This is a genomic window from Azospirillum fermentarium (assembly GCF_025961205.1).
Classification (GTDB): domain Bacteria; phylum Pseudomonadota; class Alphaproteobacteria; order Azospirillales; family Azospirillaceae; genus Azospirillum; species Azospirillum fermentarium.
Genome location: NZ_JAOQNH010000001.1, coordinates 1,174,848 through 1,200,866 on the forward strand (window position 1 = coordinate 1,174,848; position 26,019 = coordinate 1,200,866).

General features: G+C 69.1%; 27 protein-coding genes. 14 read left to right on the forward strand and 13 right to left on the reverse strand.

Annotation, left to right across the window (positions count from 1 at the left end; translation table 11 throughout):
• The first annotated feature begins 65 nt into the window (after positions 1–65).
• Entirely contained in the window at positions 66–1,103 is a 1,038-nt protein-coding gene (locus M2352_RS05510) for an aldo/keto reductase (protein ID WP_264663498.1), read from the forward strand.
• 2 nt (positions 1,104–1,105) lie between these two features.
• Positions 1,106–1,687: a TetR family transcriptional regulator gene (locus M2352_RS05515; RefSeq protein WP_264663499.1), complete on the forward strand. Its 582-nt coding sequence runs from the start codon at positions 1,106–1,108 to the stop codon at positions 1,685–1,687.
• An 84-nt stretch (positions 1,688–1,771) separates the two neighbouring features.
• Here the strand turns inward: M2352_RS05515 and cobT are convergent, their stop codons facing one another.
• The 3 genes from cobT to M2352_RS26480 form a co-directional block, all read right to left on the reverse strand.
• On the reverse strand, positions 1,772–3,625 hold the full coding sequence (cobT, locus tag M2352_RS05520; RefSeq protein WP_264663500.1) for a cobaltochelatase subunit CobT: 1,854 nt from the start codon (positions 3,623–3,625) through the stop codon (positions 1,772–1,774).
• A 154-nt stretch (positions 3,626–3,779) separates the two neighbouring features.
• Entirely contained in the window at positions 3,780–4,784 is a 1,005-nt protein-coding gene (gene cobS, locus M2352_RS05525; RefSeq protein WP_264663501.1) for a cobaltochelatase subunit CobS, read from the reverse strand.
• A 37-nt stretch (positions 4,785–4,821) separates the two neighbouring features.
• On the reverse strand, positions 4,822–5,406 hold the full coding sequence (locus M2352_RS26480) for a J domain-containing protein (RefSeq protein WP_319802021.1): 585 nt from the start codon (positions 5,404–5,406) through the stop codon (positions 4,822–4,824).
• 140 nt (positions 5,407–5,546) lie between these two features.
• On the opposite strand from M2352_RS26480, the gene M2352_RS05535 reads away from it, so the two are divergent.
• Together M2352_RS05535 and M2352_RS05540 are read left to right on the forward strand one after the other, a co-directional pair.
• A complete protein-coding gene (locus M2352_RS05535; protein ID WP_264663502.1) occupies positions 5,547–5,825 on the forward strand; it encodes a BolA family protein in 279 nt (92 codons plus the stop codon).
• Between the two features lie 248 nt (positions 5,826–6,073).
• The gene (locus M2352_RS05540) at positions 6,074–6,535 is read left to right on the forward strand and encodes a ribbon-helix-helix domain-containing protein (protein ID WP_264663503.1); all 462 of its coding nucleotides are present in this window, start codon (positions 6,074–6,076) and stop codon (positions 6,533–6,535) included.
• 128 nt (positions 6,536–6,663) lie between these two features.
• Here M2352_RS05540 and M2352_RS05545 read toward each other — a convergent pair whose 3' ends face one another.
• The 6 genes from M2352_RS05545 to M2352_RS05570 all read right to left on the reverse strand — a co-directional run bounded on the left by M2352_RS05545 (position 6,664) and on the right by M2352_RS05570 (position 13,807).
• Positions 6,664–8,343, reverse strand: coding sequence for a methyl-accepting chemotaxis protein (locus M2352_RS05545; protein ID WP_264663504.1), 1,680 nt, complete (start codon positions 8,341–8,343; stop codon positions 6,664–6,666).
• A gap of 359 nt (positions 8,344–8,702) precedes the next feature.
• Positions 8,703–10,382 carry a methyl-accepting chemotaxis protein gene (locus M2352_RS05550; protein ID WP_264663505.1) on the reverse strand — a complete coding sequence of 560 codons (1,680 nt, stop codon included), beginning with the start codon at positions 10,380–10,382 and terminating at the stop codon, positions 8,703–8,705.
• A gap of 367 nt (positions 10,383–10,749) precedes the next feature.
• Positions 10,750–11,376 carry a DUF2889 domain-containing protein gene (locus tag M2352_RS05555; protein WP_264663506.1) on the reverse strand — a complete coding sequence of 209 codons (627 nt, stop codon included), beginning with the start codon at positions 11,374–11,376 and terminating at the stop codon, positions 10,750–10,752.
• A 127-nt stretch (positions 11,377–11,503) separates the two neighbouring features.
• Positions 11,504–11,968, reverse strand: coding sequence for a CBS domain-containing protein (locus tag M2352_RS05560; RefSeq protein ID WP_264663507.1), 465 nt, complete (start codon positions 11,966–11,968; stop codon positions 11,504–11,506).
• A 127-nt stretch (positions 11,969–12,095) separates the two neighbouring features.
• Complete coding sequence (gene aroB / locus M2352_RS05565) at positions 12,096–13,208, reverse strand: 3-dehydroquinate synthase (RefSeq protein ID WP_264663508.1); 1,113 nt, start codon at positions 13,206–13,208, stop codon at positions 12,096–12,098.
• Positions 13,209–13,222: 14 nt separating this feature from the next.
• Positions 13,223–13,807, reverse strand: coding sequence for a shikimate kinase (locus M2352_RS05570; protein WP_264663509.1), 585 nt, complete (start codon positions 13,805–13,807; stop codon positions 13,223–13,225).
• Between the two features lie 264 nt (positions 13,808–14,071).
• Here M2352_RS05570 and M2352_RS05575 point away from each other — a divergent pair, with 264 nt between their 5' ends.
• The 3 genes from M2352_RS05575 to xerD are packed head-to-tail and all read left to right on the forward strand — an operon-like array spanning position 14,072 to position 17,330.
• Entirely contained in the window at positions 14,072–14,212 is a 141-nt protein-coding gene (locus tag M2352_RS05575) for a hypothetical protein (RefSeq protein ID WP_264663510.1), read from the forward strand.
• Positions 14,193–16,295, forward strand: a complete 2,103-nt coding sequence (locus tag M2352_RS05580; RefSeq protein ID WP_264663511.1) for a hypothetical protein — start codon at positions 14,193–14,195, stop codon at positions 16,293–16,295. The genes M2352_RS05575 and M2352_RS05580 overlap by 20 nt, the downstream gene beginning before the upstream one ends.
• A gap of 3 nt (positions 16,296–16,298) precedes the next feature.
• Positions 16,299–17,330 (forward strand): site-specific tyrosine recombinase XerD, encoded by a 1,032-nt coding sequence (xerD, locus tag M2352_RS05585; protein WP_264663512.1) that lies wholly within the window; start codon positions 16,299–16,301, stop codon positions 17,328–17,330.
• A 24-nt stretch (positions 17,331–17,354) separates the two neighbouring features.
• On the opposite strand, the gene M2352_RS05590 is transcribed toward xerD, so the two are convergent.
• Positions 17,355–17,789 carry a type II toxin-antitoxin system VapC family toxin gene (locus M2352_RS05590; RefSeq protein WP_264663513.1) on the reverse strand — a complete coding sequence of 145 codons (435 nt, stop codon included), beginning with the start codon at positions 17,787–17,789 and terminating at the stop codon, positions 17,355–17,357.
• Positions 17,782–18,042, reverse strand: coding sequence for a hypothetical protein (locus M2352_RS05595; protein WP_264663514.1), 261 nt, complete (start codon positions 18,040–18,042; stop codon positions 17,782–17,784). Before M2352_RS05595 ends, M2352_RS05590 begins: the two co-directional genes overlap by 8 nt.
• 208 nt (positions 18,043–18,250) lie before the next feature.
• Between M2352_RS05595 and aceB the strand changes: the two genes are divergently transcribed.
• Both aceB and M2352_RS05605 read left to right on the forward strand, forming a co-directional pair.
• Entirely contained in the window at positions 18,251–19,855 is a 1,605-nt protein-coding gene (gene aceB, locus M2352_RS05600) for a malate synthase A (protein ID WP_264663515.1), read from the forward strand.
• Positions 19,827–20,840, forward strand: a complete 1,014-nt coding sequence (locus tag M2352_RS05605) for a L,D-transpeptidase family protein (RefSeq protein ID WP_264663516.1) — start codon at positions 19,827–19,829, stop codon at positions 20,838–20,840. Before aceB ends, M2352_RS05605 begins: the two co-directional genes overlap by 29 nt.
• Before the next feature lie 82 nt (positions 20,841–20,922).
• Here M2352_RS05605 and M2352_RS05610 read toward each other — a convergent pair whose 3' ends face one another.
• Positions 20,923–21,168, reverse strand: coding sequence for an alanine-zipper protein (locus M2352_RS05610; protein ID WP_264663517.1), 246 nt, complete (start codon positions 21,166–21,168; stop codon positions 20,923–20,925).
• Positions 21,169–21,453: 285 nt separating this feature from the next.
• Here M2352_RS05610 and panB point away from each other — a divergent pair, with 285 nt between their 5' ends.
• The 5 genes from panB to M2352_RS05635 are packed head-to-tail and all read left to right on the forward strand — an operon-like array spanning position 21,454 to position 25,120.
• Positions 21,454–22,293, forward strand: coding sequence for a 3-methyl-2-oxobutanoate hydroxymethyltransferase (gene panB, locus M2352_RS05615; RefSeq protein WP_264663518.1), 840 nt, complete (start codon positions 21,454–21,456; stop codon positions 22,291–22,293).
• Positions 22,294–22,298: 5 nt separating this feature from the next.
• Positions 22,299–22,778, forward strand: a complete 480-nt coding sequence (panD, locus tag M2352_RS05620) for an aspartate 1-decarboxylase (RefSeq protein ID WP_319802022.1) — start codon at positions 22,299–22,301, stop codon at positions 22,776–22,778.
• A gap of 6 nt (positions 22,779–22,784) precedes the next feature.
• Positions 22,785–23,822 carry a zinc-dependent alcohol dehydrogenase family protein gene (locus M2352_RS05625; protein ID WP_264663519.1) on the forward strand — a complete coding sequence of 346 codons (1,038 nt, stop codon included), beginning with the start codon at positions 22,785–22,787 and terminating at the stop codon, positions 23,820–23,822.
• Between the two features lie 4 nt (positions 23,823–23,826).
• Positions 23,827–24,501: an energy-coupling factor ABC transporter ATP-binding protein gene (locus M2352_RS05630; protein WP_264663520.1), complete on the forward strand. Its 675-nt coding sequence runs from the start codon at positions 23,827–23,829 to the stop codon at positions 24,499–24,501.
• Between the two features lies 1 nt (position 24,502).
• Positions 24,503–25,120: an energy-coupling factor transporter transmembrane component T family protein gene (locus M2352_RS05635; RefSeq protein ID WP_264663521.1), complete on the forward strand. Its 618-nt coding sequence runs from the start codon at positions 24,503–24,505 to the stop codon at positions 25,118–25,120.
• A gap of 28 nt (positions 25,121–25,148) precedes the next feature.
• Here M2352_RS05635 and M2352_RS05640 read toward each other — a convergent pair whose 3' ends face one another.
• The gene (locus tag M2352_RS05640; protein WP_264663522.1) at positions 25,149–25,979 is read right to left on the reverse strand and encodes a class I SAM-dependent methyltransferase; all 831 of its coding nucleotides are present in this window, start codon (positions 25,977–25,979) and stop codon (positions 25,149–25,151) included.
• Between the last annotated feature and the right edge of the window lie 40 nt (positions 25,980–26,019).

Here is a 26,019-nt window from a genome sequence, read left to right on the forward strand (position 1 = left end):
AGATATTGAAATTTGTTACTTCATGGTTCATATAGGTGCCATCGTCCTTTGCAGCGAGGCACCCCATGAACACGCGCACGCTCGGCACCCGGACCCTGGGCACCCCCGGTTCCTTCGCTTCCGCTCCCGTCACCTCGGCCCTCGGGCTGGGGTGCATGGGGATGTCGGATCTCTATGGTCCGGCGGACGAGGCGGAGAGCATCGCCACCCTTCACGCGGCGGTGGAGGCGGGGGTGACCCTGCTGGACACCGGCGATTTCTACGGCATGGGCCACAACGAGATGCTGATCGGCCGCGCCATCCGCGGGCTGGACCGGGACCGGCTGACCATCAGCGTCAAGTTCGGCGCCCAGCGCGGGCCGGACGGGGCGTGGCTGGGCTATGACGCCCGCCCGGCGGCGGTGAAGTCTTTCGTCGCCTACAGCCTGAAGCGGCTGGGGGTGGATCACATCGACATCTACCGCCCGGCCCGGCTGGACCCGAACGTGCCCATCGAGGACACGGTGGGCGCCATCGCCGATCTGGTGAAGGCCGGCTATGTCCGCCACATCGGCCTGTCCGAGGTGGGGGCGGACACCATCCGCCGGGCCGCCGCGGTCCACCCCATCAGCGACCTGCAGATCGAATATTCCCTGTTCTCTCGCGGGATCGAGGCCACGATCCTGCCCACCCTGCGGGAGCTGGGCATCGGCGTCACGGCGTACGGCGTGCTGTCGCGCGGCCTGCTGAGCGGGCATTGGAGCCGGGAGCGGACGGGGGCGGGCAGCGATTTCCGCAGCCACAGCCCGCGCTTCAGCGGTGCCAACCTGGACGCCAACCTGGCGCTGGTGGAACGGCTGCGGGCGCTGGCGCAGGAGAAGGGGGCGACGGTGGCCCAGCTTGCCATCGCCTGGGTGGCGGCGCAGGGCGCCGACATCGTGCCGCTGGTGGGCGCGCGGCGCCGCGACCGGCTGGCCGAGGCGCTGGGGGCGGTGGATCTGTCCTTGACGCCCGACGATCTTCGGCGGATGACCGATGCGGTTCCGGCGGACGCGGTGGCGGGGGCGCGCTATGCTCCGTCCCAGATGGCGATGCTGGATTCGGAAGCGAAACGAACGGGCTGAGGATGAGCGAACAGGTTCTGACGGCGGACCGGATTCTCGACACGGCGGAGGAGGTGATCCGCCGTTTCGGCCCGGCCAAGGCCACGGTGGTGGACGTGGCCCGCGCGCTGGGCGTCAGCCACGGCAGCGTCTACCGCCATTTTGCCAGCAAGGCGGCGCTGCGCGATGCGGTGACCCGCCGCTGGCTGGACCGGCTGTGCGCGCCGCTGGCCGAGGTGGCGGCCGATGCCGGCCCGGCGGACGGGCGGCTGCACCGCTGGCTGACCACGCTGATGGCGGCCAAGCACGGGCGGGCGCTGGACGACCCGGAACTGTTCGCAACCTACATGACCCTGGTGATGGACGCCCGGCAGGTGGTGGACGAACACGTCGCCCATCTGGTGGACCAGATCGCCCGCATCATCGGCGACGGGGTGGAGCAGGGGGTGTTCCGGGTGGACGATGTGCCGTCGGCGGCCCGCGCCGTGCTGGACGCCACCGCCCGTTTCCACAACCCCGCCCACGCCGCCGACTGGTCCGACCCGTCCATCGGGCGGGCGTTCGAGGCGGTGTGGGGTCTGCTGGTGCGGGGCTTGCGCGCCTGAAAAGCCGGGTTCCAAGGGCCGACCGGCCCTTGACCGGGATGTGCGAAGGGCGGGGCGCCCTTCGCGGGCGTCAGCCCGGTCCCGTCACCGCCGCCAGCCGCGGCGGTCGTCCTCGTCGAACAGCTCGGCCAGCTTGTTCATGACGGTGCCGCCCAACTGCTCCGCATCCACGATGGTGACCGCGCGGCGGTAATAGCGGGTGACGTCGTGGCCGATGCCGATGGCGACCAGTTCCACGGGCGACCGGGTTTCGATCTCGTCGATCACCTGGCGCAGGTGGCGTTCCAGATAGCTGCCGGAATTGACCGACAGGGTGGAATCGTCCACCGGCGCGCCGTCGGAGACCACCATCAGGATGCGGCGCTGTTCGGGGCGGGCCAGCAGGCGGCTGTGCGCCCACATCAGCGCCTCGCCGTCGATGTTCTCCTTCAGGATGCCTTCGCGCAGCATCAGGCCCAGATTCTTGCGCGCCCGGCGCCACGGCTGGTCGGCGGCCTTGTAGATGATGTGGCGCAGGTCGTTGAGCCGGCCCGGATTGGGCTGCTTGCCGTCGGCCAGCCAGCGTTCGCGGGCCTGCCCGCCCTTCCACGCACGGGTGGTGAAGCCCAGGATCTCCACCTTCACGGCACAGCGCTCCAGGGTGCGGGCCAGGATGTCGGCGCTCATGGCGGCGATGGAGATGGGGCGCCCGCGCATGGAGCCGGAGTTGTCGATCAGCAGCGTCACCACCGTGTCGCGGAAATTGGTTTCCTTCTCCCGCTTGAACGACAGGGGCACGACGGGATTGATGACCACCCGCGACAGGCGGGCGGCGTCCAGCAGCCCTTCCTCCAGGTCGAATTCCCAGGTGCGCTGCTGCTTGGCCATCAGCCGGCGCTGGAGCCGGTTGGCCAGCTTGGAGATCACGCCTTGGAGGTGCTGGAGCTGCTGGTCCAGCATGTGGCGCAGCCGGTCCAGTTCCTGGGCGTCGCACAGCTCGGCGGCGTCCACCACCTCGTCGAACTGGGTGGTGTAGACGCGGTAGGCGTGGGGGTCGGGTTCGTTGCGGCGCGGGTCGGGGCGGGCGGGCTTGCCGGGGCCGGCGGGTTCCTCCGCCCCTTCGCCCTCGCCCATTTCGCCGTCGCCCTCGTCGGTGCCGTCGTCACCACCCTCGCCGCTGTCGCCGGAGTCCGACTCCTGCGTCATCTGGCTGTCGGCCTGGCTGTCGGGGGTGCTGTCGCTTTGCGACTGGCCGTCGGTCTGCTGCGGCTGGTTCTCGTTGGTGGGGCCGCTGTCGTCCTCTTCCTTCTCCGGCTCGGTGGGCGGTTCCTCCGCCTCCATCTCCAGATCGGCCAGCAGGCGGCGGACGGCGCGGGCATAGGCGTCCTGGTCGCGCATGGTCGAGGCCAGGGCATCCATCCCATGGCCCAGCTTGGCCTCGATCCACGGGCGCCACAGGTCCACGGCGGACGCGGCGGCGGGCGGCGGCTCGGCCCCGGTCATGGCCTGACGCGCCAGCACCCGCAGCGCTTCGGCCAGGGGCACGGCGTCGCGGTCGGTGATGGTTTCCCAGCCCAGCCGGTGGTAGCGCTCGTTGAGGGTGGTGGCGAGGTTGGCGGCGACGCCGCTCATGGCCTGCGCCCCCAGCGCCTCGCACCGGGCCTGTTCCAGCGCGTCATAGGCGGCGCGCGCGGTGTCGCCCAGCGGCAGGCGCTGGGCATGGACGGCGGCGCTGTGGAACCGCACCCGCAGGGCCACGGCGTCCGCCGCCCCGCGCATCAGCGCCACGTCGTGGGGGTTCATGTCCCGCGGCGGGGTGGGCACGCGGGCGCGCAGCCCGGTCAGCCCCGGCGGCTCGTTGGAGAACACCACCTGCACGTCCTCCCGCCCCGCCAGCGCCCGGATGGTGGCGGTGGTGGAACGCTTGAAGGTCTCGGTGGGGGAGTCGCGGTCGGACATGATGGGTTTCAGGCTCGGTGGTCGGTGGCGATGCCCTTTTCCCCTCTCCCGGTGCGGGTGAGAAGGCGGAGGGCAAAGGACTTTGAGAAACGGGGCGCGCTGCGGGCGGCCCTCAACCGTCTCCCCATGCCGGGAGAGGTTGAGGGCAGGGGCCTCAGACCAGGTTGACCCGGACGCCGGTTTCGGGCAGTTCCTTGCCGAAGCAGCGCTGGTAGTATTCGGCCACGGTCGCCCGCTCCACCTCGTCGCACTTGTTGAGGAAGGTGATGCGGAAGGCGAAGGCCAGATCGTTGAAGATCCGCGCGTTCTCGGCCCAGGTCAGCACCGTGCGCGGGCTCATCACCGTGGACACGTCGCCGTTGATGAAACCCTGGCGGGTCAGGTCGGCCAGACGCACCATGTTGGCGACCGTCTGCTTGCCCTCGGCCGACTCATACCCCGGCATCTTGGCCAGAACGATCGCAACCTCGGCGTCGTGGGGCAGGTAGTTCAGGGTCGCCACGATGTTCCAGCGGTCCATCTGGCCCTGGTTGATCTGCTGGGTGCCGTGGTACAGGCCGGTGGTGTCGCCCAGCCCCACCGTGTTGGCGGTGGCGAACAGGCGGAACGCCGGGTGCGGGCGGATCACGCGGTTCTGGTCCAGCAGCGTCAGCTTGCCTTCCACCTCCAGCACGCGCTGGATGACGAACATCACGTCGGGGCGGCCCGCGTCGTATTCGTCGAACACCAGGGCGCAGGCATGCTGCAAAGCCCAGGGCAGGATGCCCTCGCGGTATTCGGTCACCTGCATGCCGTCGCGCAGCACGATGGCGTCCTTGCCCATCAGGTCGATGCGGCTGATGTGGCTGTCCAGGTTGACGCGGATGCAGGGCCAGTTGAGACGGGCGGCCACCTGTTCGATGTGGGTGGATTTGCCGGTGCCGTGATAGCCCTGGACCATGACGCGCCGGTTGTGGGCGAAGCCGGCCAGGATGGCCAGCGTGGTGTCATGGTCGAAGCGGTACGCCTCGTCCACGTCGGGCACATGCTCGGTGCGCTGGCTGAAGGCCGGGACCATCAGGTCCGAGTCGATGCCGAAGGTCTGGCGCACGGAAACGGTGGTGTCCGGCACGTGATCGAACAGGGCCGAGGTGGCCGTCGAGGTTCCTTGGGGGGGCATGAGGGGGTCGTTTCGTTTCAGCGATTTGTCCGAATGCTCAGACACCATAGCAGGCTTTGAGCGTGTTGTAGGCGTGATTGATTTCTTTCAGCTTCTCTTCCGCCTCGCGGGTGCCGCCGTTGATGTCGGGGTGGTGCTGCTTGGCAAGCTCGCGGTAGCGGGCCTTGATGCGGGCGAAATCCACCGGCGGCGTCAGGTTCAGCACCGCCAGCGCCTCCATCTCCGGGGTGGGGGCGGCGCGGCGGCGGGTCTCCGCCTCGCCGTCGGCGGCACCGGCGCTCTCGCGCCCGAATTCGAAGCCGAAGCCCTTGACCACCCGGTCGCGCAGGAAACGGTCCTGGGTGGCCCATTTGCCCAGCGGCCAGGACGGGCGCTGCCACGTGGTGTCCTGGCGCATTTCCCGCTCGATCTCGGCGGTGCTCATGCCGGCGTAATAGTCCCAGGATTTGTTGTAATCGCGCACATGGTTCAGGCAGAACCAGTAATAGTCGTTGAGCTGGGACCGGGATTTGGGCGCGCGGTATTCCCCCGCCTGTTCGCAGCCCGGATGGTCGCAGCACCGGGTGTGGGCGCGCGGCGGCTCGTCGTACAGGGGGCGGGATGTGCGGCGGTGGCTGTGCATCGGGCAAGTATGGGGGGGCGCCTTGCCGCTGGCAAGCGGGTGCTGGCATGCGCACTCCCCCCATCCGCCGGCTTGACAGCGGCGTGCCGCATCGTTCTGCTTTCCACCACGCCTCTCCGCGCGACCACAGGATGATTGCCATGACCTACGCCGAGCGAATCCGCAGCAAGCTGATCCAGGGCCTGTCGCCCGAGCGGATCGATCTGGTGGACGAATCCCACCGCCACGCCGGCCACGGCGGCGCGCATCCCGAGGGGGAAACCCATTTCACCCTGACCGTGGTCGCCGCGGCCTTTGCCGGCCGGACGCGGGTGGAGCGCCAGCGGATGGTTTACGATCTGCTGCACGCGGAAATGGCCGAGCGGGTCCATGCCCTGGCGCTCACCACCCGCACGCCGGAGGAAGCGGCGCGCATCTGATCATCCCGCCATGCGGGTGTGCCCCCGCACCCAAAAAGTTCTGGGCAAGAATAAGGCGGGGGCATCGGAAATGCATACGTTTGCATTCAACCAAATCAAGAAATATTGCCCCAATATCATCCGCCGATGTGCGGGGTGGGTTGCTTTTCGTGCGTTATTTAGTAGAGTATCTTTTATGCAACCAAGGTAAGGGTGCCGGGGCGCGTCAAAGCGTTTTCGGCCCATGGCGTAGGGGGAAAGGGCAGCGCATGGCGAAGCGTGGGCCAAAGAAGAAGGCTTCCGAACCCGTTCTGGGGGTGGCCGGGCTGAAAAGCCAGAACATCATGATCGGCAGCCACCGGACCAGCATGCGTCTGGAGCCGTCCATGTGGGACGCGCTGGAGGATATCGCGCGCCGCGAACGGCTGACGATCCACGATCTGTGCGGCCTGATCAAGGAGCGGCTGAACCGTCAGCAGGAAATCCGCGGCGCGGCCGATTCGGAAGTGACGCTGACGTCGGCGGTGCGGGTGTTCATCGCCGCCTATTACCGCCGGGCCTGCACCGACGAAGGGCACCAGCGTGCCGGTCATGGTCTGGGCGATCCGTTCGCGGGAACGCCGTTCGACCTGCCCCCGGCCAACCGTGACGACCATGACCCCGATGGCGAGGGGGAACCGCGCCTGTCGGCGTCGTCGGCGGGCGGGGCCACGCCGGTCGATTTCTCCTGACCCCGCTTTCGGCTGCGGGGGCTGTTTCCCTCCGCATCATCTACGCCGCCTGTATCGCCTGCGTCCGATGGACGTAAAACGAAGGGGAGCCTTTCCGGCTCCCCTTTTGCGTTGCACCCCGCTCGCGCTTAACCGGCGCGGACGGTCTGGATGAAGCGCTCGACCTCGTCCTGCAGGCGGCGTGACTGGTCCGACAGGGTGCCGGAGGCGGAGAGCACGTGGCCGGCGGACGATCCTGTGCTCTGGGCGGCCTGCTGGACGCCGAGGATGTTGCTGGAAATCTCCTGCGTGCCGATGGCGGCCTGCTGGACGTTGCGGGCGATCTCGCGGGTGGCGGCGTCCTGTTCCTCCACCGCGGCGGCGATGGCGGTGGAAATCTCGTTGATCTCGCCGATGGTGCGGGTGATCTCCAGGGTGGCGTCCACGGCGCCGCCGGTGGCCTGCTGGATGGCGGCGATGCGCTGGGAGATGTCCTCGGTGGCCTTGGCGGTCTGGTTGGCGAGGCTCTTGACCTCCGAGGCGACGACGGCGAAGCCCTTGCCGGCCTCGCCCGCGCGGGCGGCCTCGATGGTGGCGTTCAGCGCCAGCAGGTTGGTCTGGCTGGCGATGTTGTTGATGAGCTGGACCACGTCGCCGATGGCCTTGGCCTCGTCGGCCAGGGTCTGGATGCTGGCGTTGGTGGCCCGCGCGGTGTCGGCGGCGCGGCGGGCGATGTCGGCGGACTGGTTGACCTGGCGGGTGATCTCGCCGATGGAGGAGGTCATCTCTTCCGCCGAGGAGGCGACGGTCTGGACGTTGACGGCGGTCTCCTCGGTGGAGGCGGCGACGGCGGTGGCCTGGGTCTGGCTCTGCTGGGCGATGGCCGACAGGTTCTGGGCGTTGGACTGCATCTCGCCGGCGGCGGTGGCCACCTGGGTCACCACGCCCTTGACGCTGGCCTCGAACCGGTCGGCCAGGGCGTGGAGGGAGCGGCGGCGCTCTTCGGTGGCCCGCTTTTCCTGTTCGGCCATGTCGGCCTGGAGGCGGCGGTTTTCCTGGGCGTTGGCCTTGAAGGTGCTGAGGGTGTCGGCCAGCAGGCCCACCTCGTCCCGGCGGCCCAGGCCGGGGACATCGGTGTCCAGCCGCCCGCCGGCCACGGCGCGCATGGCCTCGGTGATGCCGGCGATGGGACGGGTGACGCCGCTGACGATCATCCACAGGGCGAGGCCGCCGATCACCAGGATGCCGCCCAGCGATGCCACCAGCGTCGCGGTGTAGGCCGACGCATAAGTGGCCGTGGCCTCGTCCGCCCCCTTGTCCATTCCCGCCTTGATGCGCTCCACCAGATTGGTCATGTCGTCGCGCACCTGATCGAGCTGGGGATCGAAGCGGGCGTTGAGGATGGCGATCGCGGCGGCGTTCTGGTTTTTCAGCGCCAGCGGCTTGATCTCTTCATAGACGGCCATCAGGGCGGTGAACTGCTGTGCGAAGCGGTTCATCTCGCCGCTCCAGCGGGGGGATGCCTGACGGGCGGCCTGAAGCTGCTGGGGGAAAATGCCGATGTTCTTCTCGATCGCCTGCACGGCCTGCTGCATCCGCGCTTCCTCGTCCTGGGCGATCAGCTTGTAGGTCTGGCGCCCGATGCCGGTGACCGTGCGGATCGCCGCTGCCGCGTGGACCACTGCCTCGGCGTCCTGCTCGATGAGGGTGGCGTATTCCGTGTTGATGTGCCCCATCTGGCCCAGGGCGAACAGGTTGGTCAGCAGCGTCAGGCCGGCCATCACGGCCAGCACGAGCGCAATTTTTGCGATCAGCTTCAGGTTCGACATGGTTTGCCCCCTCTTTATTCTGGGGGGCAATCATAACCATACTTACGTATCAATCAAGAATATAACCCAGCATAAAGTTATATGAGGCGCGGAATTTTCAAAGGAAGCACCGGAATCATTCAATGAAAATATGTGCACGAATATTTTGATGGGCGTGCTTGTCAATCGTTATTGTGCAGTGTCTATACAATGTGGCGCGGCGGGATCCTGTTGTTAATGAAAATCATTTGTGATTCGTGAAGGTGTTTTATTGTTTGGTTTTTCTTCTCTTGCGTTCACAGGCATCCCCCCGGGTGGGGCGCCGTTGCCGGGCCGCCATCGGGAAGGGGGGGGCCTCCCGATGGCGGCAGTTTCCTGGGTTAACCGGCGCGGACGGTCTGGATAAAGCGCTCGACCTCGTCCTGCAGGCGGCGTGACTGGTCCGACAGGGTGCCGGAGGCGGAGAGCACGTGGCCGGCGGACGATCCTGTGCTCTGGGCGGCCTGCTGGACGCCGAGGATGTTGCTGGAAATCTCCTGCGTGCCGATGGCGGCCTGCTGGACGTTGCGGGCGATCTCGCGGGTGGCGGCGTCCTGTTCCTCCACCGCGGCGGCGATGGCGGTGGAAATCTCGTTGATCTCGCCGATGGTGCGGGTGATCTCCAGGGTGGCGTCCACGGCGCCGCCGGTGGCCTGCTGGATGGCGGCGATGCGCTGGGAGATGTCCTCGGTGGCCTTGGCGGTCTGGTTGGCGAGGCTCTTGACCTCCGAGGCGACGACGGCGAAGCCCTTGCCGGCCTCGCCCGCGCGGGCGGCCTCGATGGTGGCGTTCAGCGCCAGCAGGTTGGTCTGGCTGGCGATGTTGTTGATGAGCTGGACCACGTCGCCGATGGCCTTGGCCTCGTCGGCCAGGGTCTGGATGCTGGCGTTGGTGGCCCGCGCGGTGTCGGCGGCGCGGCGGGCGATGTCGGCGGACTGGTTGACCTGGCGGGTGATCTCGCCGATGGAGGAGGTCATCTCTTCCGCCGAGGAGGCGACGGTCTGGACGTTGACGGCGGTCTCCTCGGTGGAGGCGGCGACGGCGGTGGCCTGGGTCTGGCTCTGCTGGGCGATGGCCGACAGGTTCTGGGCGTTGGACTGCATCTCGCCGGCGGCGGTGGCCACCTGGGTCACCACGCCCTTGACGCTGGCCTCGAACCGGTCGGCCAGGGCGTGCAGGGAGCGGCGCCGCTCTTCGGTGGCCCGTTTTTCCTGTTCGGCCATGTCGGCCTGGAGGCGGCGGTTTTCCTGGGCGTTGGCCTTGAAGGTGCTGAGGGTGTCGGCCAGCAGGCCCACCTCGTCCCGGCGGCCCAGGCCGGGGACATCGGTGTCCAGTTGCCCGCCGGCCACGGCGCGCATGGCCTCGGTGATGCCGGCGATGGGACGGGTGACGCCGCTGACGATCATCCACAAGGCGAAGCCGCCGATCAGCAGGATGCCCCCCAGCGACGCCGCCAGCGTCGCGGTGTAGGCCGAACCATAGGTGGCCGTGGCCTCGTCCGCCCCCTTGTCCATTCCCGCCTTGATGCGGGTGACCAGATCGGTCATGTCGTCGCGCATCTGGTCGATCTGGGGATCGAAGCGGGCGTTGAGGATGGCGATCGCGGCGGCGTTCTGGTTCTTCAGCGCCAGCGGCTTGATCTCGGAATAGGCGGCCATCAGGTCGGGCAGCCGGCGTTCGATGCGGGAAAGATCCTCCCCCCACCGCGGTGATGCCTGACGGGCGGCCTGGAACTGTTCCAGGATGGCCCGATGGTTCTTTTCAATCGCTTCCACCGCCTGCTGCATCCGCACATCGTCCTCTTGGACGATCAGCTTGTAGGTCTGGCGCCCGATGGCGACCAGATTGCGGTTTGCCCGCGACGCCTGGACCACCGCCTCGGCATCGTTGTCGATGAGCGTGGTGTATTCCGTGTTGATGTGCCCCATCTGCCCCAGGGCAAACAGGTTGGTGGCCAGAGTCAGCACCGACATCATAGCCAGCACGATCGAGATTTTCGTAATCAGCTTCAGGTTCGACATAAACTGCCCCTTTCCCAGCACCCGGGGCAATGATAGCGGTACAAAGGTACCGATCAAGGGTGCGGGCTGCTACAAAATGGCTCCGCGCCAAAAAAGACAAAAAAGAAACGCGAGGCTGAAAAAGAAATATAGAGGCTTTGATTGTTTCAATCATAGGACAGCACACTTTATGTGATATAGAGTCTTGATTGTTTGCAGCCGTTCCGATTTTTTTGTGAAAATAAGAATTCATCGTACGCGTAAGGGCCAAAGACGCCGTTCCGGCTGTGCATGCGTGTCAGGCGCCCCGTGGCGATCCAAAAGGAAAGGGGGCGTTTCCGCCCCCTTTTCGGTTCCCTGAACGTGGCCGCCCGCTGGTCCGCCGCGGTCATTCCGCCGCGGCCTGGCGGGCATCCCGGTCGTTGCTGGGGGGATCGGCCTGCACCCCGCCGGTGTAATGGTCGGGCCAATGGCGGCGCACCAGATCGCCGTCGCTGCGGAACATGTGGCACATGTCCAACAGCGGCGGGCGGCCCTTGTAGCGCACGGGGCGCCCTTCGGCCTTGGCGCGTTCGGCCTTTTCACGGGCCAGCAGAGGATAAATGGTCTGGAAGGCGGTGGTCGCCACCGGCCCCATGATCTCGGCCAGATGGGTGCATCCCTCGGTGCCGCCCACCCGTTCCTTGACCGCGCGGGTCCAGCCGCGTCCGATGGTCAGCCCGACCAGCCGCTGGAAATTGGGCAGGATGCCGCCGCAGGTGGTAAAGGGTGCCTTGACCGTCGCCGCGTCCACCGCGTGGATGGTGAAATGGTCGTCGATGGTGACCCGGATCCACAGATCGTGGATGGGGTCGCCCGGCTCGATGTGTCCCCGCTGCTCGGTGTCGAAGCCATAGGACTTCACGTCGGTCAGGTGGCCCTCGATGTCCCACAGCCCATCGGCGCGGCGGTAGCCGTCCAGGCGGACGGTGCGGGCGTGGATGTGGGTGCGCGGTGCGGGGGACGGCAGCGGCATGGGTGACCCTTCGCAAATGCGAGATGCGGAGCCGTATAATAGGTCGGGAACGGAGCCGGTCAACCCGGCCCCGCCGCACGGTTGGTATGCCGTCCCGATGGTTGGGCCGTTCAGCGGCCGGGAGCGGTCAGGCGGTGGGGGAATCCACCGAATAATGGCTGCCGAACATGAACGCCTCGCGGTCCTTGATCTCGTCCTCCAGATGGGCGCGGACGATGGCGAACAGGTCGCGGATCGACACGATGCCGGCCACGGTCCCATCCGCCGCCACCACCGGCAGGTGGCGGTAACGCCGGCTTTCCATCAGGTCCAGCGCGTCCTGCGCCGAGGCGTCGGGGGGCAGGGTGTCGGGGCCGGCGGTCATCACCGCCGACAGCGGCGTGGTGCCGGCGTCCAGCCCGGCGGCCACCACCTTCACCGCCAGATCGCGTTCGGTGAAGATGCCGGACAACCGTTCGTCTTCGGTGACCAGCACGGCGGAAATGCGCCGCTCGGCCATGACCAGCACGGCGTCGCGGACGGTTGCGGTGGGCGGCAGGCAGGTCAGGTGCTGACCGGAAATCACGTCGGGAATCAGTGTGCGCGCGGGCATCGTCATCCTCCGCAAAAGGTGTCGCCACGGGAATGGTGAGCGGACGGACCGTTCACCATTCCCGCAGTGTGCGGTGCGATGGCTGAGCGCGCAAGGCGGGAATCGCGGTTTTCTCAACCGCAGGACTTCATGCCTTGAGAGAATCCACCAGCAAGGCGCGCACCAGCTCGCCGGCCACGTTGCGCAGGGTGAAGGCGTCGCCCAGCGCGCGGGCCAGGACGAAGGTGATGCGCCCGTCCTTGACCTTCTTGTCCTTGGCCATGTGGCCCAGCAGCTCGTTCACGTCCCAGGCGACGCCGGGGATGTCGGCGGGGCTGACCGGCAGGCCCACGGCCTGGAGATGGGCCCGCGCCCGCGCCGCGTCGGTGGCCGGGCACAGCCCCAACCGCGCCGACAGGTCGAAGGCCATGACCATGCCGATGGCCACCGCCTCGCCGTGCAGCAGGGTGTCGCTGAAGCCGGTCGCCGCCTCCAGCGCGTGGCCGAAGGTGTGGCCCAGGTTGAGCAGCGCGCGGTCGCCGCTTTCCCGTTCGTCCGCGCCCACGATGTCGGCCTTGGCCTGGCAGCTCACCCGCACCGCGTGGCGGCGGGCGGCGCTGTCGCCGTCGATCACCTTGGACCCGTTCTCCTCCAGCCACGCGAAGAAGGCGGGCAGGCGGATCAGCCCGTACTTCGCCACCTCGGCGTACCCGGCCAGCACGTGGCGCTGGGGCAGGGTGCCGAGCGTGGCGGTGTCGGCGATCACCAGCTTGGGCTGGTAGAAGCTGCCCACCAGATTCTTGCCCTGGCGGGTGTTGATGCCGGTCTTGCCGCCGACCGAACTGTCCACCTGCGACAGAAGCGTGGTGGGGATCTGGATGAAATCGATGCCGCGCAGCGCGATGGACGCGGCGAATCCGGTGATGTCGCCCACCACCCCGCCGCCCAGCGCCACCAGCGTGGCCGACCGTTCGATGCCGCGCCCGAGGATGGCGTCCATCAGATCGGCCAGATGGGCGAAGTCCTTGGTCTTTTCACCCGCCGGCAGGATGATGGGGTCGGCGGACGCGATCCCGGCCTGCTCCAGCGATGCGAGCAGCGTGGGCAGGTGGCGGGGCGCCACCTCCGAATCGGTGACGATGATGGGGGCGCGGCGGCCGGTGACGGCGGCGATGCGGGCCCCGGCTTCCGCCAGCAGGCCGTCGCCCACCAGGATGTCGTAGCTGCGCGGGCCAAGCTCGACGCGCACGGTGTCGGTCATGGAACGGTGATCCTTCACAAGCTGGGGACGGCGGAATGGGGGGCGATGGCCTCCATCACCCGGTCCACCGTGTAGTCGGGGGGATGGTCGTCGCTGACCACCGTCAGGTCCGCCTCGGCATAGACGGGATAGCGCACGTCGATCAGCCGCTGGAGGATGGCGCGCGGGTCGCCGTTCCTCAGCAGGGGCCGGTGGGTGCGCCGGGCGGTGCGGGCCAGCAGGATGTCGAGATCGGCCTTCAGCCACACCGACAGCCCCTTGTCGCGGATCAGCGCGCGGGTGGCCGGGTCCATGAAGGCGCCGCCGCCGGTGGCCAGCACGTGCACCGGCTGTTCGGTCAGCAGCCGGGCGATGATCCGCCGCTCGGCGGTGCGGAACGCCGCCTCCCCGTCGCGGGCGAAGATCTCTTCGATGGTGCAGCCCGCCGCCGCCTCGATCTCGGTGTCCGCGTCGATGAAGGGCAGGCCCAGACGGTTGGCCAGCCGGCGGCCGATGGCGCTTTTGCCCGCCCCCATCAGCCCGACCAGAACCACCGTCCGTTTCGGCAGGAACGGCGGCGGGGCGGCGGCGGGGGCCAGGGATGCGGACGGGGCGGACATGGAACGCACAACTCCTGACGTAAAGACGGCCTCTCTCCCAATCCCGGCACCGTTTCCCGTTGGCCTTGCCCTCCGCTGGGCTTATTGCGTTGCGGCTCCGGCGTCAGCTAGACTGCGCGGCGCTGCCCGGACGGGCGGAGCGGCCGGGTGAACGGCTGGGACAGGGGCTGTCTTAGCATGAATTGACGCCTTGTCCCAATTCCTGCCGTAATCCTTTCGTCATCTCGCGCCCTCAATCGTTTTCAAAGAGTGATCGAGCAAGCCATGAGCCGGGTTTTTTCCGTTCTGATCGTCCTGATCCTGCTGGTGCTGGTGGGCGGCATGGCCGTGCTGGCGGCGTGGGATCTGCCGGCCCCGTCCAAGACGGTGGAAAAGGTTCTGCCGGATGACCGCTTCCCCCGCTGATCCGGTCCCGTCCCGGCGGCGGCGCGGCGATGGCCGGCTGCCGCGGCTGGGGCGTGCCGCCGTCAGCGGGGCCGTGCTGGCCGCAGCCCCCCTGTGGGGGGCCGTTTGGGCGGCCGCCGCATGGGCCGCCGATGGTCCCATCCGGCTGACCCCGCCCCCCGGTCTGGGGGCGGCACCGGGGGTGCCGACGGTGATCGTCCCGTCGCCCCTTGTTCCGCCGGAGCCGGCGCCGGCTCCTCAAGCCCCGGCGCCCCAGTCTCTCACGCCTCCTCCGTTTCCGCCCCCTCCGTCTCCGCCGCCGCCGGTGGCCGGGCCGGCGCCGCTGCTGCTGCTACGCCCGACCGCGCCCGCGCCGGCTCCGGTGCCGGGGGGGCCGGGCGCCGATCCGGCCCCGCCGCGGGTGGACGAGCCGGTGTCCGACCTCTACCCCACCGCCCCGCCGGGGGCCGCCTACATCAGGCCGGGCGCGGTCAGCGCCGCCCCCCTGGGCGCCCCCGAACCCGACGGGCTGGGCCTGATCCCGCCGGGGGAGGGGGGGCTGTCGCCGCTGCTGTGGTCCGGCCTGTCGCGGGGGGAGGCCATGGCCCAGCTCTCCCGCGTGCCGGTGGGCAGCCCGTCGCCCGCGTCCCGCGCCCTGTTCCGCCGCCTGCTGCTGGCCGAAGCCGCCCCGCCCGCCGTGCCGGAGGGGGAGGTGATGCCCGCCCGCCGGTTCGGCGCCGTGCGGGTGGAAACCCTGGCGGCCCTGGGCGACCCCGCCGCCGCCCGGGCGCTGGCCGGACGCATCCCCGGCGCCCTGGACGACGAGGCCACGGCGCGTGCGGTGGTGGACGCCGGCTTCGTCGCCGGCAGCCCCGACTGCTCCGGGGCGCTGGACTTCGACAAGGGCTTCAAGACCGTCTATTGGCGCCGGGTGGAGGTCTATTGCCGTTCCCTGGCCGGTGACCGGGCGGGGGCGGCGATGGCGCTGTCCATGCTCCAGGACAAGGGCGGCAACGATGCGCTGGGCCTGCGCCTGGCCGAGGCCATGGCGGCGGGCACGCCCGCGGCCCCCCCGCCCGACACCGGCGCCGGGGACGAGGCCGACACCACGCCCCGCATCACCGGCCCGGCCCCGGCCCTGACGGCGGCGCCCCACGACCCGGCGGTCATCACGCTGGCGATGATGGGGGCGCTGGGGGTGCCGGTGCCGCTGGAAACCCTGAAGACCTTGGGCCCGGCCCGTCTGGCGGTGGCGGCGCGCAACATCGCCACCGACCCCCTGCTGCGGGTCGCCGCGGCGGAGCGGGCGGCCCAGTCCGGCTTTCTCGACGTCAAGAGCCTGTCCGCCGCCTATGCCGCCGTGCCGGCTCAGGCCGAGGAGATGGGCCGGCTGGAGGCCGCGGCGCGCAAGGAGCGCAGCCCGCGCATGCGCGCCCTGGTGACCCAGGGGCTGATGGGGGCCATGGCCGGCAACCGCCGGGTGGCGATGATGAACCTGATGCTGAACCAGTTGGACCCGCCCATGCTGGCCGGGGCGGTGGGGACGGTGACGGCCACCATGCTCGACACCGCCAACCCCGGCGCCGACTCGGCGGCCATCGCGCCGGGGGCGGTGCGGGTGTACCTGTCCCAGGGGCGGTTGGACGCGGCGCGGCGGTGGCTGGATCTGGCCGGGCGCACGGCGGGGCCACGGATGCGCCCGCTGGCCGCCATCATGGGCGCGTCCATCGACACCCGTTCGTGGGGCGGGCCGTGGCTGGAAACGGTGATGGGCGGCGGTGCCGACGAGGCCGCCGCCGAGCGGGCCGCCGGGACGGTGGCCCTGCTGGCCGCCACCGGGGCCGATGTGGCGCCGGAGGTGCGCGACCGCCTGCCGCCCCCTCCGCCCCCGGCGGGGGAGGCGTTCGAGCGGCTGGACGCGGCGGCGGCGGATGGACGGCAGGGGGCGGTGGTGCTGGCGGCGTTGCAGATCATGGGGCGGAACGGCCCGGCGGCGACACCGCTGCCGGCCATGGCGCGGGTGGTGTCGGCCCTGAACGCGGTGGGGCTGTCCGCCGACGCCCTGGCCCTGGCCCGCGAAGCGGCGGCGGCACAGGTGCGCTGACCCATGACCAACGCCGCCCCCGTCAAGGCCCGCCGCGGACGCCCGCGCAAGGCCGCCCCGGCCCCGCTGCCGGCCCATGTGGACGCCTTTCTCGACATGCTGGTGGCCGAACGGGGGGCGGCGGACAACACCCGCGATGCCTATGCCCGCGACCTGATCGACGCCGGCCAGTGGCTGACGGGCCGCGGCGTCACGCTGGACACCGCCGGCACCGAGGATATCCGCGGCTATCTCGCCCATCTGGCCGTCCATGGCGGCGGGGGGGAGGACGGGCCGTCGCCGGCAGCCCCCCGCACCCTGGCCCGCCGGTTGTCGGCACTGCGCCAGTTCTACCGCTTCCTGGTGGCGGAGGGGCGGCGGCTGGACGACCCCTCCTCCGCCCTCGACAGCCCGCGCCAGGGCCGCCCGCTGCCCAAGGTGCTGAGCGAGGGGGAGGTGGAGCGGCTGATCGACACCGCCCGGCGCCGCGGCGGCCCCGACGGGCTGCGGCTGGTGGCGCTGCTGGAGGTGCTCTACGCCTCGGGCCTGCGCGTGTCGGAACTGGTGGGGCTGCCGCTGACCGCCATTCTGCGCGACGGGCGCGGACTGCTGGTGCGCGGCAAGGGGGGGAAGGAACGGCTGGTGCCGCTGTCCGATCCGGCGCGCGATGCGCTGGCGGCGTATCTGCCCCTGCGCGGGGCGTTTCTGGTGCCGGGGCGGATGGCGAAGCAGGAACCGTTCCTGTTCCCCTCGCGCAGTTCCGACGCCGGGCACCTGACCCGCCAGCGCTTCGCCCAGTTGCTGAAGGAACTGGCGACCGAGGCCGGCATCGACCATGAAAAGGTCAGCCCCCACGTGCTGCGCCACGCCTTCGCCACCCATCTCTTGGACCACGGCGCCGATCTGCGGGCGGTGCAGAAGATGCTGGGCCACGCCGACATCGCCACCACCCAGATCTACACCCACGTCGCCAACGAACGGCTGCGGCAGGTGGTGGAGGAACATCACCCCCTGGCGCGGGCGGAGCCGGCCCCGCGGCGCAAGCGGGCCGAATAGGCTGCCGTCAGCCGTGTTGCGCCATCACACGTCGGGGAGTTGAACCACCCGCAACGCTTCGGTCGGTTTGATGCCGCGGTCGTTGGTCACGAGAGCATCGCATTCGGCACCGATGGCGGATGCCACATGGATCGCGTCAATGAGCTTCATTCCACAAGCCGCCCCAAGCCGTGCGGCCTGTTTCACGGTTTCCGTCTCGATTGGTATCAGGCGGAAAAGGGCGACGTCCTCGAAAAGGGTCTCGAATCGTGCGACGGAATCGTGCCGGCCCCGCTTGTGTGCCCCGTACAGGCATTCGCCGATGGCGATTTCACTCGTCACGAGTTCGATGCCTGCCATCTCGGCCTGTTCGAACAGTTTTTCGGCGAGCCGCTGGCTTTCCTGATCGCCTTCGATGAAACAGATGATGACGTTCGAATCGACGTAGAGCTTACGCGCCGCCGTGATGACGCTATTCATCCCCGCGAAACTCATGGATGTCCGCGTCGATCTGGTCCTGGCTGAGCGGCCCGTAACGCCGCGCTCCAGCCCCTTTGAGCGCGCGAAGCTTTTCCAGCCGGCTCGGCTTCCGCGGATCGGGTTTGGCATCCGTGGGGGTGGTCACGCGGCGGTGCACGATCACGGTGACACGCTCACCCGGCTGGACACCGGCCCCGATCAACTGCGCCTCGGCGTTTTCAGGCGTCATGTCCAGCAAAACGGCACCCGCCATGTCCTTCGCCCTTCATCGGTCGATCCGGCTGATGGAAATTATAGGGTGGCCGGGTGGGAAATCAAAGCGTGTGCCTTGCCGGCCCGCCCCGCGCATCCCCGTGATCGTCCGGTGCCCGGCTCCCCCATGCGGCAAGGTGGTCTTTGCCGCGGTGCGGAGCGGTGTGGTACACCGGGCGTAAACCAATGAAGCACAAGGGGAACGCGCGATGGCACTCAGCATCTCCGGTCTGGATATCCTGGGACCGGTCAATCCGGGCTACGACGCCATCCTGACGCCGGAAGCGCTGGCCTTTCTTGCCGAGCTTGAGGGGCGTTTCGGGGGTGAGCGGGAACGGCTGCTGGCCGTGCGGCAGAAGCGCCAGGCCCTGATCGACGCCGGGGAAAAGCCCGGCTTTCTGGAGACCACCCGGCCGATCCGCGATGCCGACTGGACCATCGCCCCGCTGCCCGCCGACCTGCAGGACCGCCGGGTGGAAATCACCGGGCCGGTGGACCGCAAGATGATCATCAACGCGCTGAATTCCGGCGCCAAGGTGTTCATGGCCGATTTCGAGGACGCGACCACCCCGTCGTGGACCAACCAGATGGACGGGCAGGTCAACCTGTTCGACGCCGTGCGTCGCACCATCGCCCATGACGATCCCGCCACCGGCAAATCCTATCGCCTGAACGGGCAGACGGCGGTGCTGACGGTGCGCCCGCGCGGCTGGCATCTGGTGGAAAGGCACGTGACCATGGACGGGCAGCCCATTTCGGGTGCCCTGTTCGATTTCGGGCTGTTCGTGTTCCACAACGCCAAGGAACTGCTGGCCCGCGGCTCCGGCCCCTATTTCTACCTGCCGAAGCTGGAAAGCCATTTCGAGGCCCGGCTGTGGCGGGAGGTGTTCACGGTGGCCGAGGAATACCTCGGCCTGCGCCACGGCACCATCAAGGCCACGGTGCTGATCGAGACCATCCTGGCCGCGTTCGAGATGGACGAGATCCTCTATGAACTGCGCGACCATTCGGCGGGCCTGAACTGCGGACGCTGGGACTACATCTTCAGCTTCATCAAGAAATTCCGCGCCGATCCGTCCGCCGTCCTGCCCGACCGGGGGGAGGTGACCATGGCCGCCCCCTTCCTGACCGCCTACAGCACGCTGGCGGTCAAGACCTGCCACCGCCGCGGCGCGCCGGCCATCGGCGGCATGGCCGCCTTCATCCCCGTCAAGGACGACCCGGCGGCCAACGAGGCGGCCTTCGCCAAGGTCCGCGCCGACAAGGAGCGGGAGGCGAAGAACGGCCACGACGGCACCTGGGTCGCCCATCCGGGGCTGGTGCCGGTGGCCAAGGCGGTGTTCGACGAACGGATGCCCACCCCCAACCAGATCCACCGCAAGCGCGCCGACGTGTCGGTCGCCGCCGCCGATCTGCTGGCCGTGCCGCCGGGGCCGAAGACCGAGGCGGGGCTGCGCCAGAACGTGGCCGTGGGCATCGGCTATATCGAGGCGTGGCTGCGCGGCCAGGGCTGCGTGCCGCTGTTCAACCTGATGGAGGACGCCGCCACCGCCGAGATCAGCCGCACCCAGGTGTGGCAGTGGCTGCACCACGGGGCGGCCCTGGACGACGGGCGCACCGTCACCACCGCCCTGGTGGATTCGGTGATTGCGGAAGAATTGGCGGCGTGGAAGACTCGGGCCGGAGCCGAGCGCTTCGCGGCGGGCCAGTTCACCGCGGCGGCGGATCTGTTCCGTGATCTGGTGGTCCGTGATGACTTCGTGGAATTCCTCACCCTGCCGGCCTATGACCGGATCGTCGCCGAAGGGGCGTGAGTTTTGCCGTCCTGCCCCCGCCCGCCGCTGGGCGGGGGCGGTTCTGCTGGTGCTGGGGGTTCTGTCCGGCGGCGGCGCGCGGGCCGATGACGATGTGATCGGCACCCCGCCGTTCGACGTGATGTTCACCCAGCCCGAGGACACGCTGCCCGACATCGCGGTGTCCCGCCGCATCGGCTACAGCGAACTGGTGCTGGCCAACCCCACGGTCGATCCGTGGCTGCCGGCGCCCAACAGCCTGGTGCTGCTGCCCACCGCCCATGTGCTGCCGGCGGGGCTGCGGCGGGGGATTCTCATCAATCTGGCCGACCAGCGGCTCTATTTCTTCCCGCCCAAGGATAAGCCGCCCCAGAGCTTCCCGCTCGGCATCGGGACCGAGGGGGCGGACGTGCGCGTCGGGCGCACGGTGGTGAAGGGCAAGCGCACCAACCCCACCTGGACCCCGACCGCCGGTATGCGGGCGGAAAACCCCGACCTGCCGGCCAGCATCCCGCCGGGCGACGACAACCCGCTGGGGCCGCTGGCCCTGGATCTGGGATGGACGGCTATCGCCATCCACGGCACCGTCAAGCCCTATGGCGTCGGGCGCCGGGTCAGCCACGGCTGTTTCCGCCTGTTCAACGAGGACATCACCACCCTGTTCGCCCAGGTGCCGCCGGGCACCCCGGTGGAGGTGGTGGACCAGCCGGTCAAGCTGGGCTGGCACCAGGGGGGCCTGTATCTGGAAGTCCATCCCACCATCGCCCAGGCCGAGGAGATGGAGGAGCACGGGCGCTTCACCCCCATCGACGATGCTGCCGAGGTCAAGGCCACGGTGGCCCGCACGGCGGGTGACCGGGTGGATTGGGTGGACTGGGACGCGGTGGACAAGGCGATCCAGTCGCGCAACGGCCTGCCCGTGCGCATCCTGGCCCCGGTGGAGGTGCCAACGGCGCCGGTGCCGGTGCCGGTGGACGACGAGGGGAATGCGGCGGTGCTGCGCTGATCCGCGGGGCGGCATCCCCGGCCCCGCTTGGAGGCTGAGCCCCCAAACGGGTTTGGGCGGTAGCCCAACGGTCCTGCTTACATCACATCGACGTCTTGCGCTGGGCGCGGGAGAACATGCGCTCGGCCTTTTCATTGGCGGCCCTGGCGTCGGCGGCAGCGGCCTGAGCGGCGGCTGCGGCCTTGCCGGCCTCGACCTGGGCGGCCTTGGCGTCCGACTGGGCCTGCACCAGCAGGGCGCGGTCTTCGGCGTTCAACTGCTGGGAGCAGCCGGTGGCCAGAAACGCGGGCAGGGCCAGCACGGCCATAAGAACAGGAATGCGTCGCATGGATCGGCTCCTCATTCATTCTGTGCTGTCTGATGCACCTGTGCTGTCTGATGCACGGTGACGTTTGAGGTTACGCCCCGCCTCCGTCCCCCGCAACGCGGGGCAGGGCGGCAAATCGTCATGGCTGGGGCGCCGGCAGCGGTGGAAACAGGATGTCGTAAAACCGTGTGCACTGCGCAATGACTTGCATCCGCGCCCCGTGTCAGGCATCTATCCGCGAACCGCGGCACCCGGAAACCTTGTCCGCCGCGGCTCGGGTTTCATCGAACATGGGGGGACGCCCGCGTGAGCGCCACCGCCTTGACCAAACGGATCACCGCCCCCGACATCGCCGGGCGCAAGGGCTCTGTCCCCGTGGTCTGCCTCACCGCCTACACCGCACCGATGGCCAAGCTGCTCGATCCCCATGTGGATCTGCTGTTGGTGGGCGACAGCCTGGGCATGGTGCTCTACGGCTTCGACAGCACGCTTCCCGTCACGCTGGACATGATGATCGCCCACGGTGCCGCCGTGGTCCGCGGGTCGTCGCGGGCCATCGTGGTGGTGGACATGCCGTTCGGCTCGTACCAGGAATCGCCGCAGCAGGCGTTCCGCAACGCCGCCCGCGTGATGGCCGAGACCGGCTGCGGGGCGGTGAAGCTGGAAGGCGGGGCGGAAATGGCCGAAACCGTGGATTATCTGGTGCGCCGCGGCGTGCCGGTGATGGGCCACGTGGGGCTGACGCCGCAGTCGGTCAACACGCTGGGCGGGTTCCGCGCCCGTGGCCGCGGCGATGCCGAGGGTGACGCCATCGTGGACGACGCCCGCGCCATCGCCGATGCCGGCGCCTTCTCCATCGTGGTGGAAGGCGTGGTGGAGCCGCTGGCCGACCGGGTGATCGCCGCCGTGCGGGTGCCGGTGATCGGCATCGGCGCCTCGGCCCGCTGCGACGGGCAGGTGCTGGTCAGCGACGACCTGCTGGGCCTGTTCTCCGACTTCAAGCCGCGCTTCGTCAAACGCTACGCCGAGCTGGGGCCGCAGGTTGCGGCGGCGGCGTCGGCCTATGCCGGCGATGTGCGCGACCGCCGCTTCCCCGGTCCCGAGCATGTGTTCGCGGCCAAGAAACCCGCCCCCGTTCAGGAGTGACCGCCGTGATCCAGTTCGTCCGCGCCAAGCTGCATGGCATCCGCGTCACCGACGCCAATCTGAACTATCATGGTTCCATCACCCTCGATCCCGAACATTGCGAGGCGGTGGGGATCATGCCGCTGGAATTCGTGGATATCTGGAACCGCAATTCCGGGGCGCGCATCAGCACCTACGTCATCTATGGCGAGCGCGGCTCCAACTGCTGCGTGCTGAACGGTGCCGCCGCCCGCACCTGCCAGCCGGGCGATGCCATCATCATCGCCGCGTCGTGGTTCGGCCAGCCCGCCGACGTCACCCAGATCAACCCGCGGGTGGCCACATACAAGCCCGACAACAGCATCGACGAGGTGCTGTATTACGACGTGACCGCGCTGGGCGACGGGCGCCACGACTTCCGCATCGCCCCCTGGCCCCCCGGCATCGACCACCCCGCCAACAGCGAGGAGCCGGAGGACGAGACCGCCGCCGCCACCCCGGCCTGATCCGCGGTGCGCGCGGTTCTGTGCGAACGCTTCGGCGAACCGGCGGAGGTCCTGGCCGCCGCCACCGTCCCCGATCCCCAGCCGGGGCCGGGTGAGCTTCTGGTGCGGGTGACCGCCCGCACCATCAACCCGTCCGACCTGCTGACCGTGCGCGGGGTCTATTCCCGCCACACCGTCCTGCCACTGATCCCCGGTTTCGAGGCCGTGGGCGTGGTGACCGCCGTGGGGCCGGGCACCGATCCGGCGTGGATCGGGCGGCGGGTGTTGCCGCTGAAGGGATCGGGCACCTGGGCCGAACAGGTCACATCCCCCGCCGCCTGGGCCGTGCCGGTGCCCGATGGGGTGGACGACGGTGCGGCGGTACAGAGCTACATCAACCCCATCTCCGTTGACCGCATGCTGTCGGTGGACTCGGGCCTGGAACCGTCCATTCCCCCTCACCCAACCCTCTCCCCGGGGGGGAGAGGGCCTGTTGACCAGTTTGGCCCTGTGGTGGTGGCGAACGCCGCCGCCTCGGCTTGCGGCCGCATCGCCGCCCAGACCTGCCGCGACCGCGGCTACCGGCTGGTGGCCCTGGTCCGCCGGCCCGAGCCGGTGGCCGACCTGCTGGCGCTGGGCGCTGCCGCCGTGGTCAACGTGGCCGTGGACGATCCCGGCCCGGTGGTGATGGGCCTGACCGGCGGGGCCGGGGCGGCGCTGGGGCTGGACGCCATCGGCGGGACCACGGGTGCCGATCTGGTGCGGCTGCTGGCGCCGGGGGCGCGGGTGCTGTCCTATGGGTTGCTGTCGGGCACACTATTGCGCCCCGACATCGGGGAAGCGCAGGTGCGGGGGGTGGCGGTGCGCGGCTTCTGGCTGCGTCCCTGGACCGACAGCGTCACGCCCGCCGATTGGCAGGCGGCGTTCGCCGCGGTGTTCGGGCGGATCATGGCGGGGGCGCTGGTGCTGCCGGTGGCGGCCCGCTTCCCCCTGGACGACGTCGCCGCGGCGGTGCGCGCGGCGGAGGCGCCGGGGCGCACGGGCAAGGTTCTGTTGGCGGGATAGAGGCATGATCGAACTGGACGGCGTGGAGTATGGCTACGATGAACGCCCGGTGCTCCGCGGCATCACCGCCAGCTTGAGCGAACGGCGCATCGGCATCGTCGGCAGCAACGGATCGGGCAAGAGCACGCTGGCCCGCATGCTCAACGGCCTCATCGTGCCCACGCGGGGTGCGGTGCGGGTGGACGGGCTGGACACCGACCGCGACGGGCGGGCGGTGCGGCGGCGGGTGGGCTTCGTGTTCCAGAACCCCGACGTGCAGATCGTCTACCCCACGGTGGCCGAGGATCTCGCCTTCGGCCTCAAGCCCTTCAGGCTGCCCAAGGCCGAGGTGGCGGCGCGGGTGGACGCGGTGCTGGCCCGCTATGGGCTGGAGCGCTACCGCAACCACCCGGCCCACCTGCTGAGCGGGGGGGAAAAGCAGCTTCTGGCCATCGCCGCGGTGCTGGTGACCGATCCGGCCCATGTGGTGTTCGACGAACCGACCACGCTGCTCGACCGCCGCAACCGCCGCCATGTGCGCAGCGTCATCGACGGGCTGGCCCAGAGCGCCATCGTCATCACCCACGACCTGGATCTGCTGGACGGCTTCGACCGGGTGCTGGTGGTGGAGGAGGGGCGCATCGTCGCCGACGACACCCCCGCCGCCGCCATCGCCGCCTATATCGCGCGGATCGGCTGAGATGCTGGGGCTGTACCTGCACCGGGAATCCCCGGTTCACACCGCACCCGCGGCGGTGAAGATGGGCGGGCTGCTGCTGCTGGCGGCCCTCGTGCTGGTGCTGCCGGGGCCGGGACCGCTGGCGGTGGCGGCGGCGCTGGGGGCGGGGCTGATGCGGGCCGCCCGGCTGCCGGCAAGGCCGGTGGCCCGCCAGATGCGCCCGGTGCTGGTGATCCTGCTGCTGTTCTTTTCGGCCCAGGCGCTGCTGGGCGGGGTGGACTGGTACCAGGGGCTGCTGCTGGCCGGGCGCTTCGGGGTGCTGGTGTGGCTGGCCACCCTGGTCACCCTGACCACCCGCGTGTCGGACATGGTGGATCTGTTCGAGCGGCTGTTCGAACGGCTGCGCCCCATCGGCGTCAACCCGGAGAAAGCGGCCCTGCTGGTGGCGCTGACCATCCGGCTGATCCCCATGGTGGGGGAACAGATGGCCGAGATCCGCATGGCCCAGCGCGCCCGCGGGGTGGAGCGCCACATCCTGTCGCTGTTCGTGCCGCTGCTGGTCAAGGTGCTGACCATGGCCGACGACCTGACCGCGGCGCTGGAGGCGCGGGGATACGACGATGGCGGGCGGGACCGCTGAGGGAATGGCCCCGCCCGCGTCTTGATCCTTACTCGGGCCGGTAGATCACCTTGTGCAGGTTGGGCTGCCGGCTGGCGCTGATGAACACGTGATCCCAGGGGCATCCCTTGTAGTTGGGATGCTCTTCGACGTGCTGGGCGATGTCGGGGAACTCGACGAAGGTGAAGCCCACGTCGGCGAAGAACGCCCGGAAATCCTGCAGCGCATCGGGAAGCGCGTCGGGCGTCAGGAACACGTCGGCGCACGAGCTGGTCAGGGTCGAGACCTGATAATCGGTCCAGTAGGCATGCCCGCGCGGAATGGTTTCCCGCCGGGTGGTGGGGTAATAGTGCATCTGCACCACGATCACGCCGTTCTCGTTCAGGCACTTGTGCGCCTGCTCCAGCAGCTTCATGCGCACATGCCGGTTGCAGATGTGCTGGAACACCAGATTCGAATAGATCAGGTCGTAATGCTGGTGCGGCGCACCGCCCAGATCGTCGCCCGACGACACGAAGAACCGGCTTTCCGACAATTCGGGAAGCTGGCTGGCGTATTCGACCATCTTTTCATTGATGTCGATGCCGTCGATCCCCACCACCCCGCGGCTGCGGAAGCCCGCCATCAGCCGGCCGACGCCGCACCCGATTTCCAGCACCTTCAGCTCGCTGGGCTGACGGGTGAAGCCGCGCCGCATCCGTTCGTTCAGGATGAAATCGACCGTGCTGCCGGCCATTCTTTGCAGCGTGGCATAATCGGGACCGGCCACAATGTGCTGAGCAACGTCCAGGGTGGTCACTTCCCGGTCGTAAAACTCTTTCATGTACTGGGCGTAGGACGATGTTTCGCGGCTGGGCCGAAGGTACTTGGGATTGCTCATGGCGTGACCTTATCGGAGATTGAGTGCCGGGGCATTTCGA

Excerpts from the sequence above, each read along its gene's own strand:
- M2352_RS05510 (WP_264663498.1), top strand. The coding sequence starts at position 66 with ATGAACACGCGCACGCTCGGCACCCGGACCCTGGGCACCCCCGGTTCC.
- M2352_RS05515 (WP_264663499.1), top strand. The coding sequence starts at position 1,106 with ATGAGCGAACAGGTTCTGACGGCGGACCGGATTCTCGACACGGCGGAG.
- cobT (WP_264663500.1), bottom strand. The coding sequence starts at position 3,625 with ATGTCCGACCGCGACTCCCCCACCGAGACCTTCAAGCGTTCCACCACC.
- cobS (WP_264663501.1), bottom strand. The coding sequence starts at position 4,784 with ATGCCCCCCCAAGGAACCTCGACGGCCACCTCGGCCCTGTTCGATCAC.
- M2352_RS26480 (WP_319802021.1), bottom strand. The coding sequence starts at position 5,406 with ATGCACAGCCACCGCCGCACATCCCGCCCCCTGTACGACGAGCCGCCG.
- M2352_RS05535 (WP_264663502.1), top strand. The coding sequence starts at position 5,547 with ATGACCTACGCCGAGCGAATCCGCAGCAAGCTGATCCAGGGCCTGTCG.
- M2352_RS05540 (WP_264663503.1), top strand. The coding sequence starts at position 6,074 with ATGGCGAAGCGTGGGCCAAAGAAGAAGGCTTCCGAACCCGTTCTGGGG.
- M2352_RS05545 (WP_264663504.1), bottom strand. The coding sequence starts at position 8,343 with ATGTCGAACCTGAAGCTGATCGCAAAAATTGCGCTCGTGCTGGCCGTG.
- M2352_RS05550 (WP_264663505.1), bottom strand. The coding sequence starts at position 10,382 with ATGTCGAACCTGAAGCTGATTACGAAAATCTCGATCGTGCTGGCTATG.
- M2352_RS05555 (WP_264663506.1), bottom strand. The coding sequence starts at position 11,376 with ATGCCGCTGCCGTCCCCCGCACCGCGCACCCACATCCACGCCCGCACC.
- M2352_RS05560 (WP_264663507.1), bottom strand. The coding sequence starts at position 11,968 with ATGCCCGCGCGCACACTGATTCCCGACGTGATTTCCGGTCAGCACCTG.
- aroB (WP_264663508.1), bottom strand. The coding sequence starts at position 13,208 with ATGACCGACACCGTGCGCGTCGAGCTTGGCCCGCGCAGCTACGACATC.
- M2352_RS05570 (WP_264663509.1), bottom strand. The coding sequence starts at position 13,807 with ATGTCCGCCCCGTCCGCATCCCTGGCCCCCGCCGCCGCCCCGCCGCCG.
- M2352_RS05575 (WP_264663510.1), top strand. The coding sequence starts at position 14,072 with ATGAGCCGGGTTTTTTCCGTTCTGATCGTCCTGATCCTGCTGGTGCTG.
- M2352_RS05580 (WP_264663511.1), top strand. The coding sequence starts at position 14,193 with ATGACCGCTTCCCCCGCTGATCCGGTCCCGTCCCGGCGGCGGCGCGGC.
- xerD (WP_264663512.1), top strand. The coding sequence starts at position 16,299 with ATGACCAACGCCGCCCCCGTCAAGGCCCGCCGCGGACGCCCGCGCAAG.
- M2352_RS05590 (WP_264663513.1), bottom strand. The coding sequence starts at position 17,789 with ATGAATAGCGTCATCACGGCGGCGCGTAAGCTCTACGTCGATTCGAAC.
- M2352_RS05595 (WP_264663514.1), bottom strand. The coding sequence starts at position 18,042 with ATGGCGGGTGCCGTTTTGCTGGACATGACGCCTGAAAACGCCGAGGCG.
- aceB (WP_264663515.1), top strand. The coding sequence starts at position 18,251 with ATGGCACTCAGCATCTCCGGTCTGGATATCCTGGGACCGGTCAATCCG.
- M2352_RS05605 (WP_264663516.1), top strand. The coding sequence starts at position 19,827 with ATGACCGGATCGTCGCCGAAGGGGCGTGAGTTTTGCCGTCCTGCCCCC.
- M2352_RS05610 (WP_264663517.1), bottom strand. The coding sequence starts at position 21,168 with ATGCGACGCATTCCTGTTCTTATGGCCGTGCTGGCCCTGCCCGCGTTT.
- M2352_RS05630 (WP_264663520.1), top strand. The coding sequence starts at position 23,827 with ATGATCGAACTGGACGGCGTGGAGTATGGCTACGATGAACGCCCGGTG.
- M2352_RS05635 (WP_264663521.1), top strand. The coding sequence starts at position 24,503 with ATGCTGGGGCTGTACCTGCACCGGGAATCCCCGGTTCACACCGCACCC.
- M2352_RS05640 (WP_264663522.1), bottom strand. The coding sequence starts at position 25,979 with ATGAGCAATCCCAAGTACCTTCGGCCCAGCCGCGAAACATCGTCCTAC.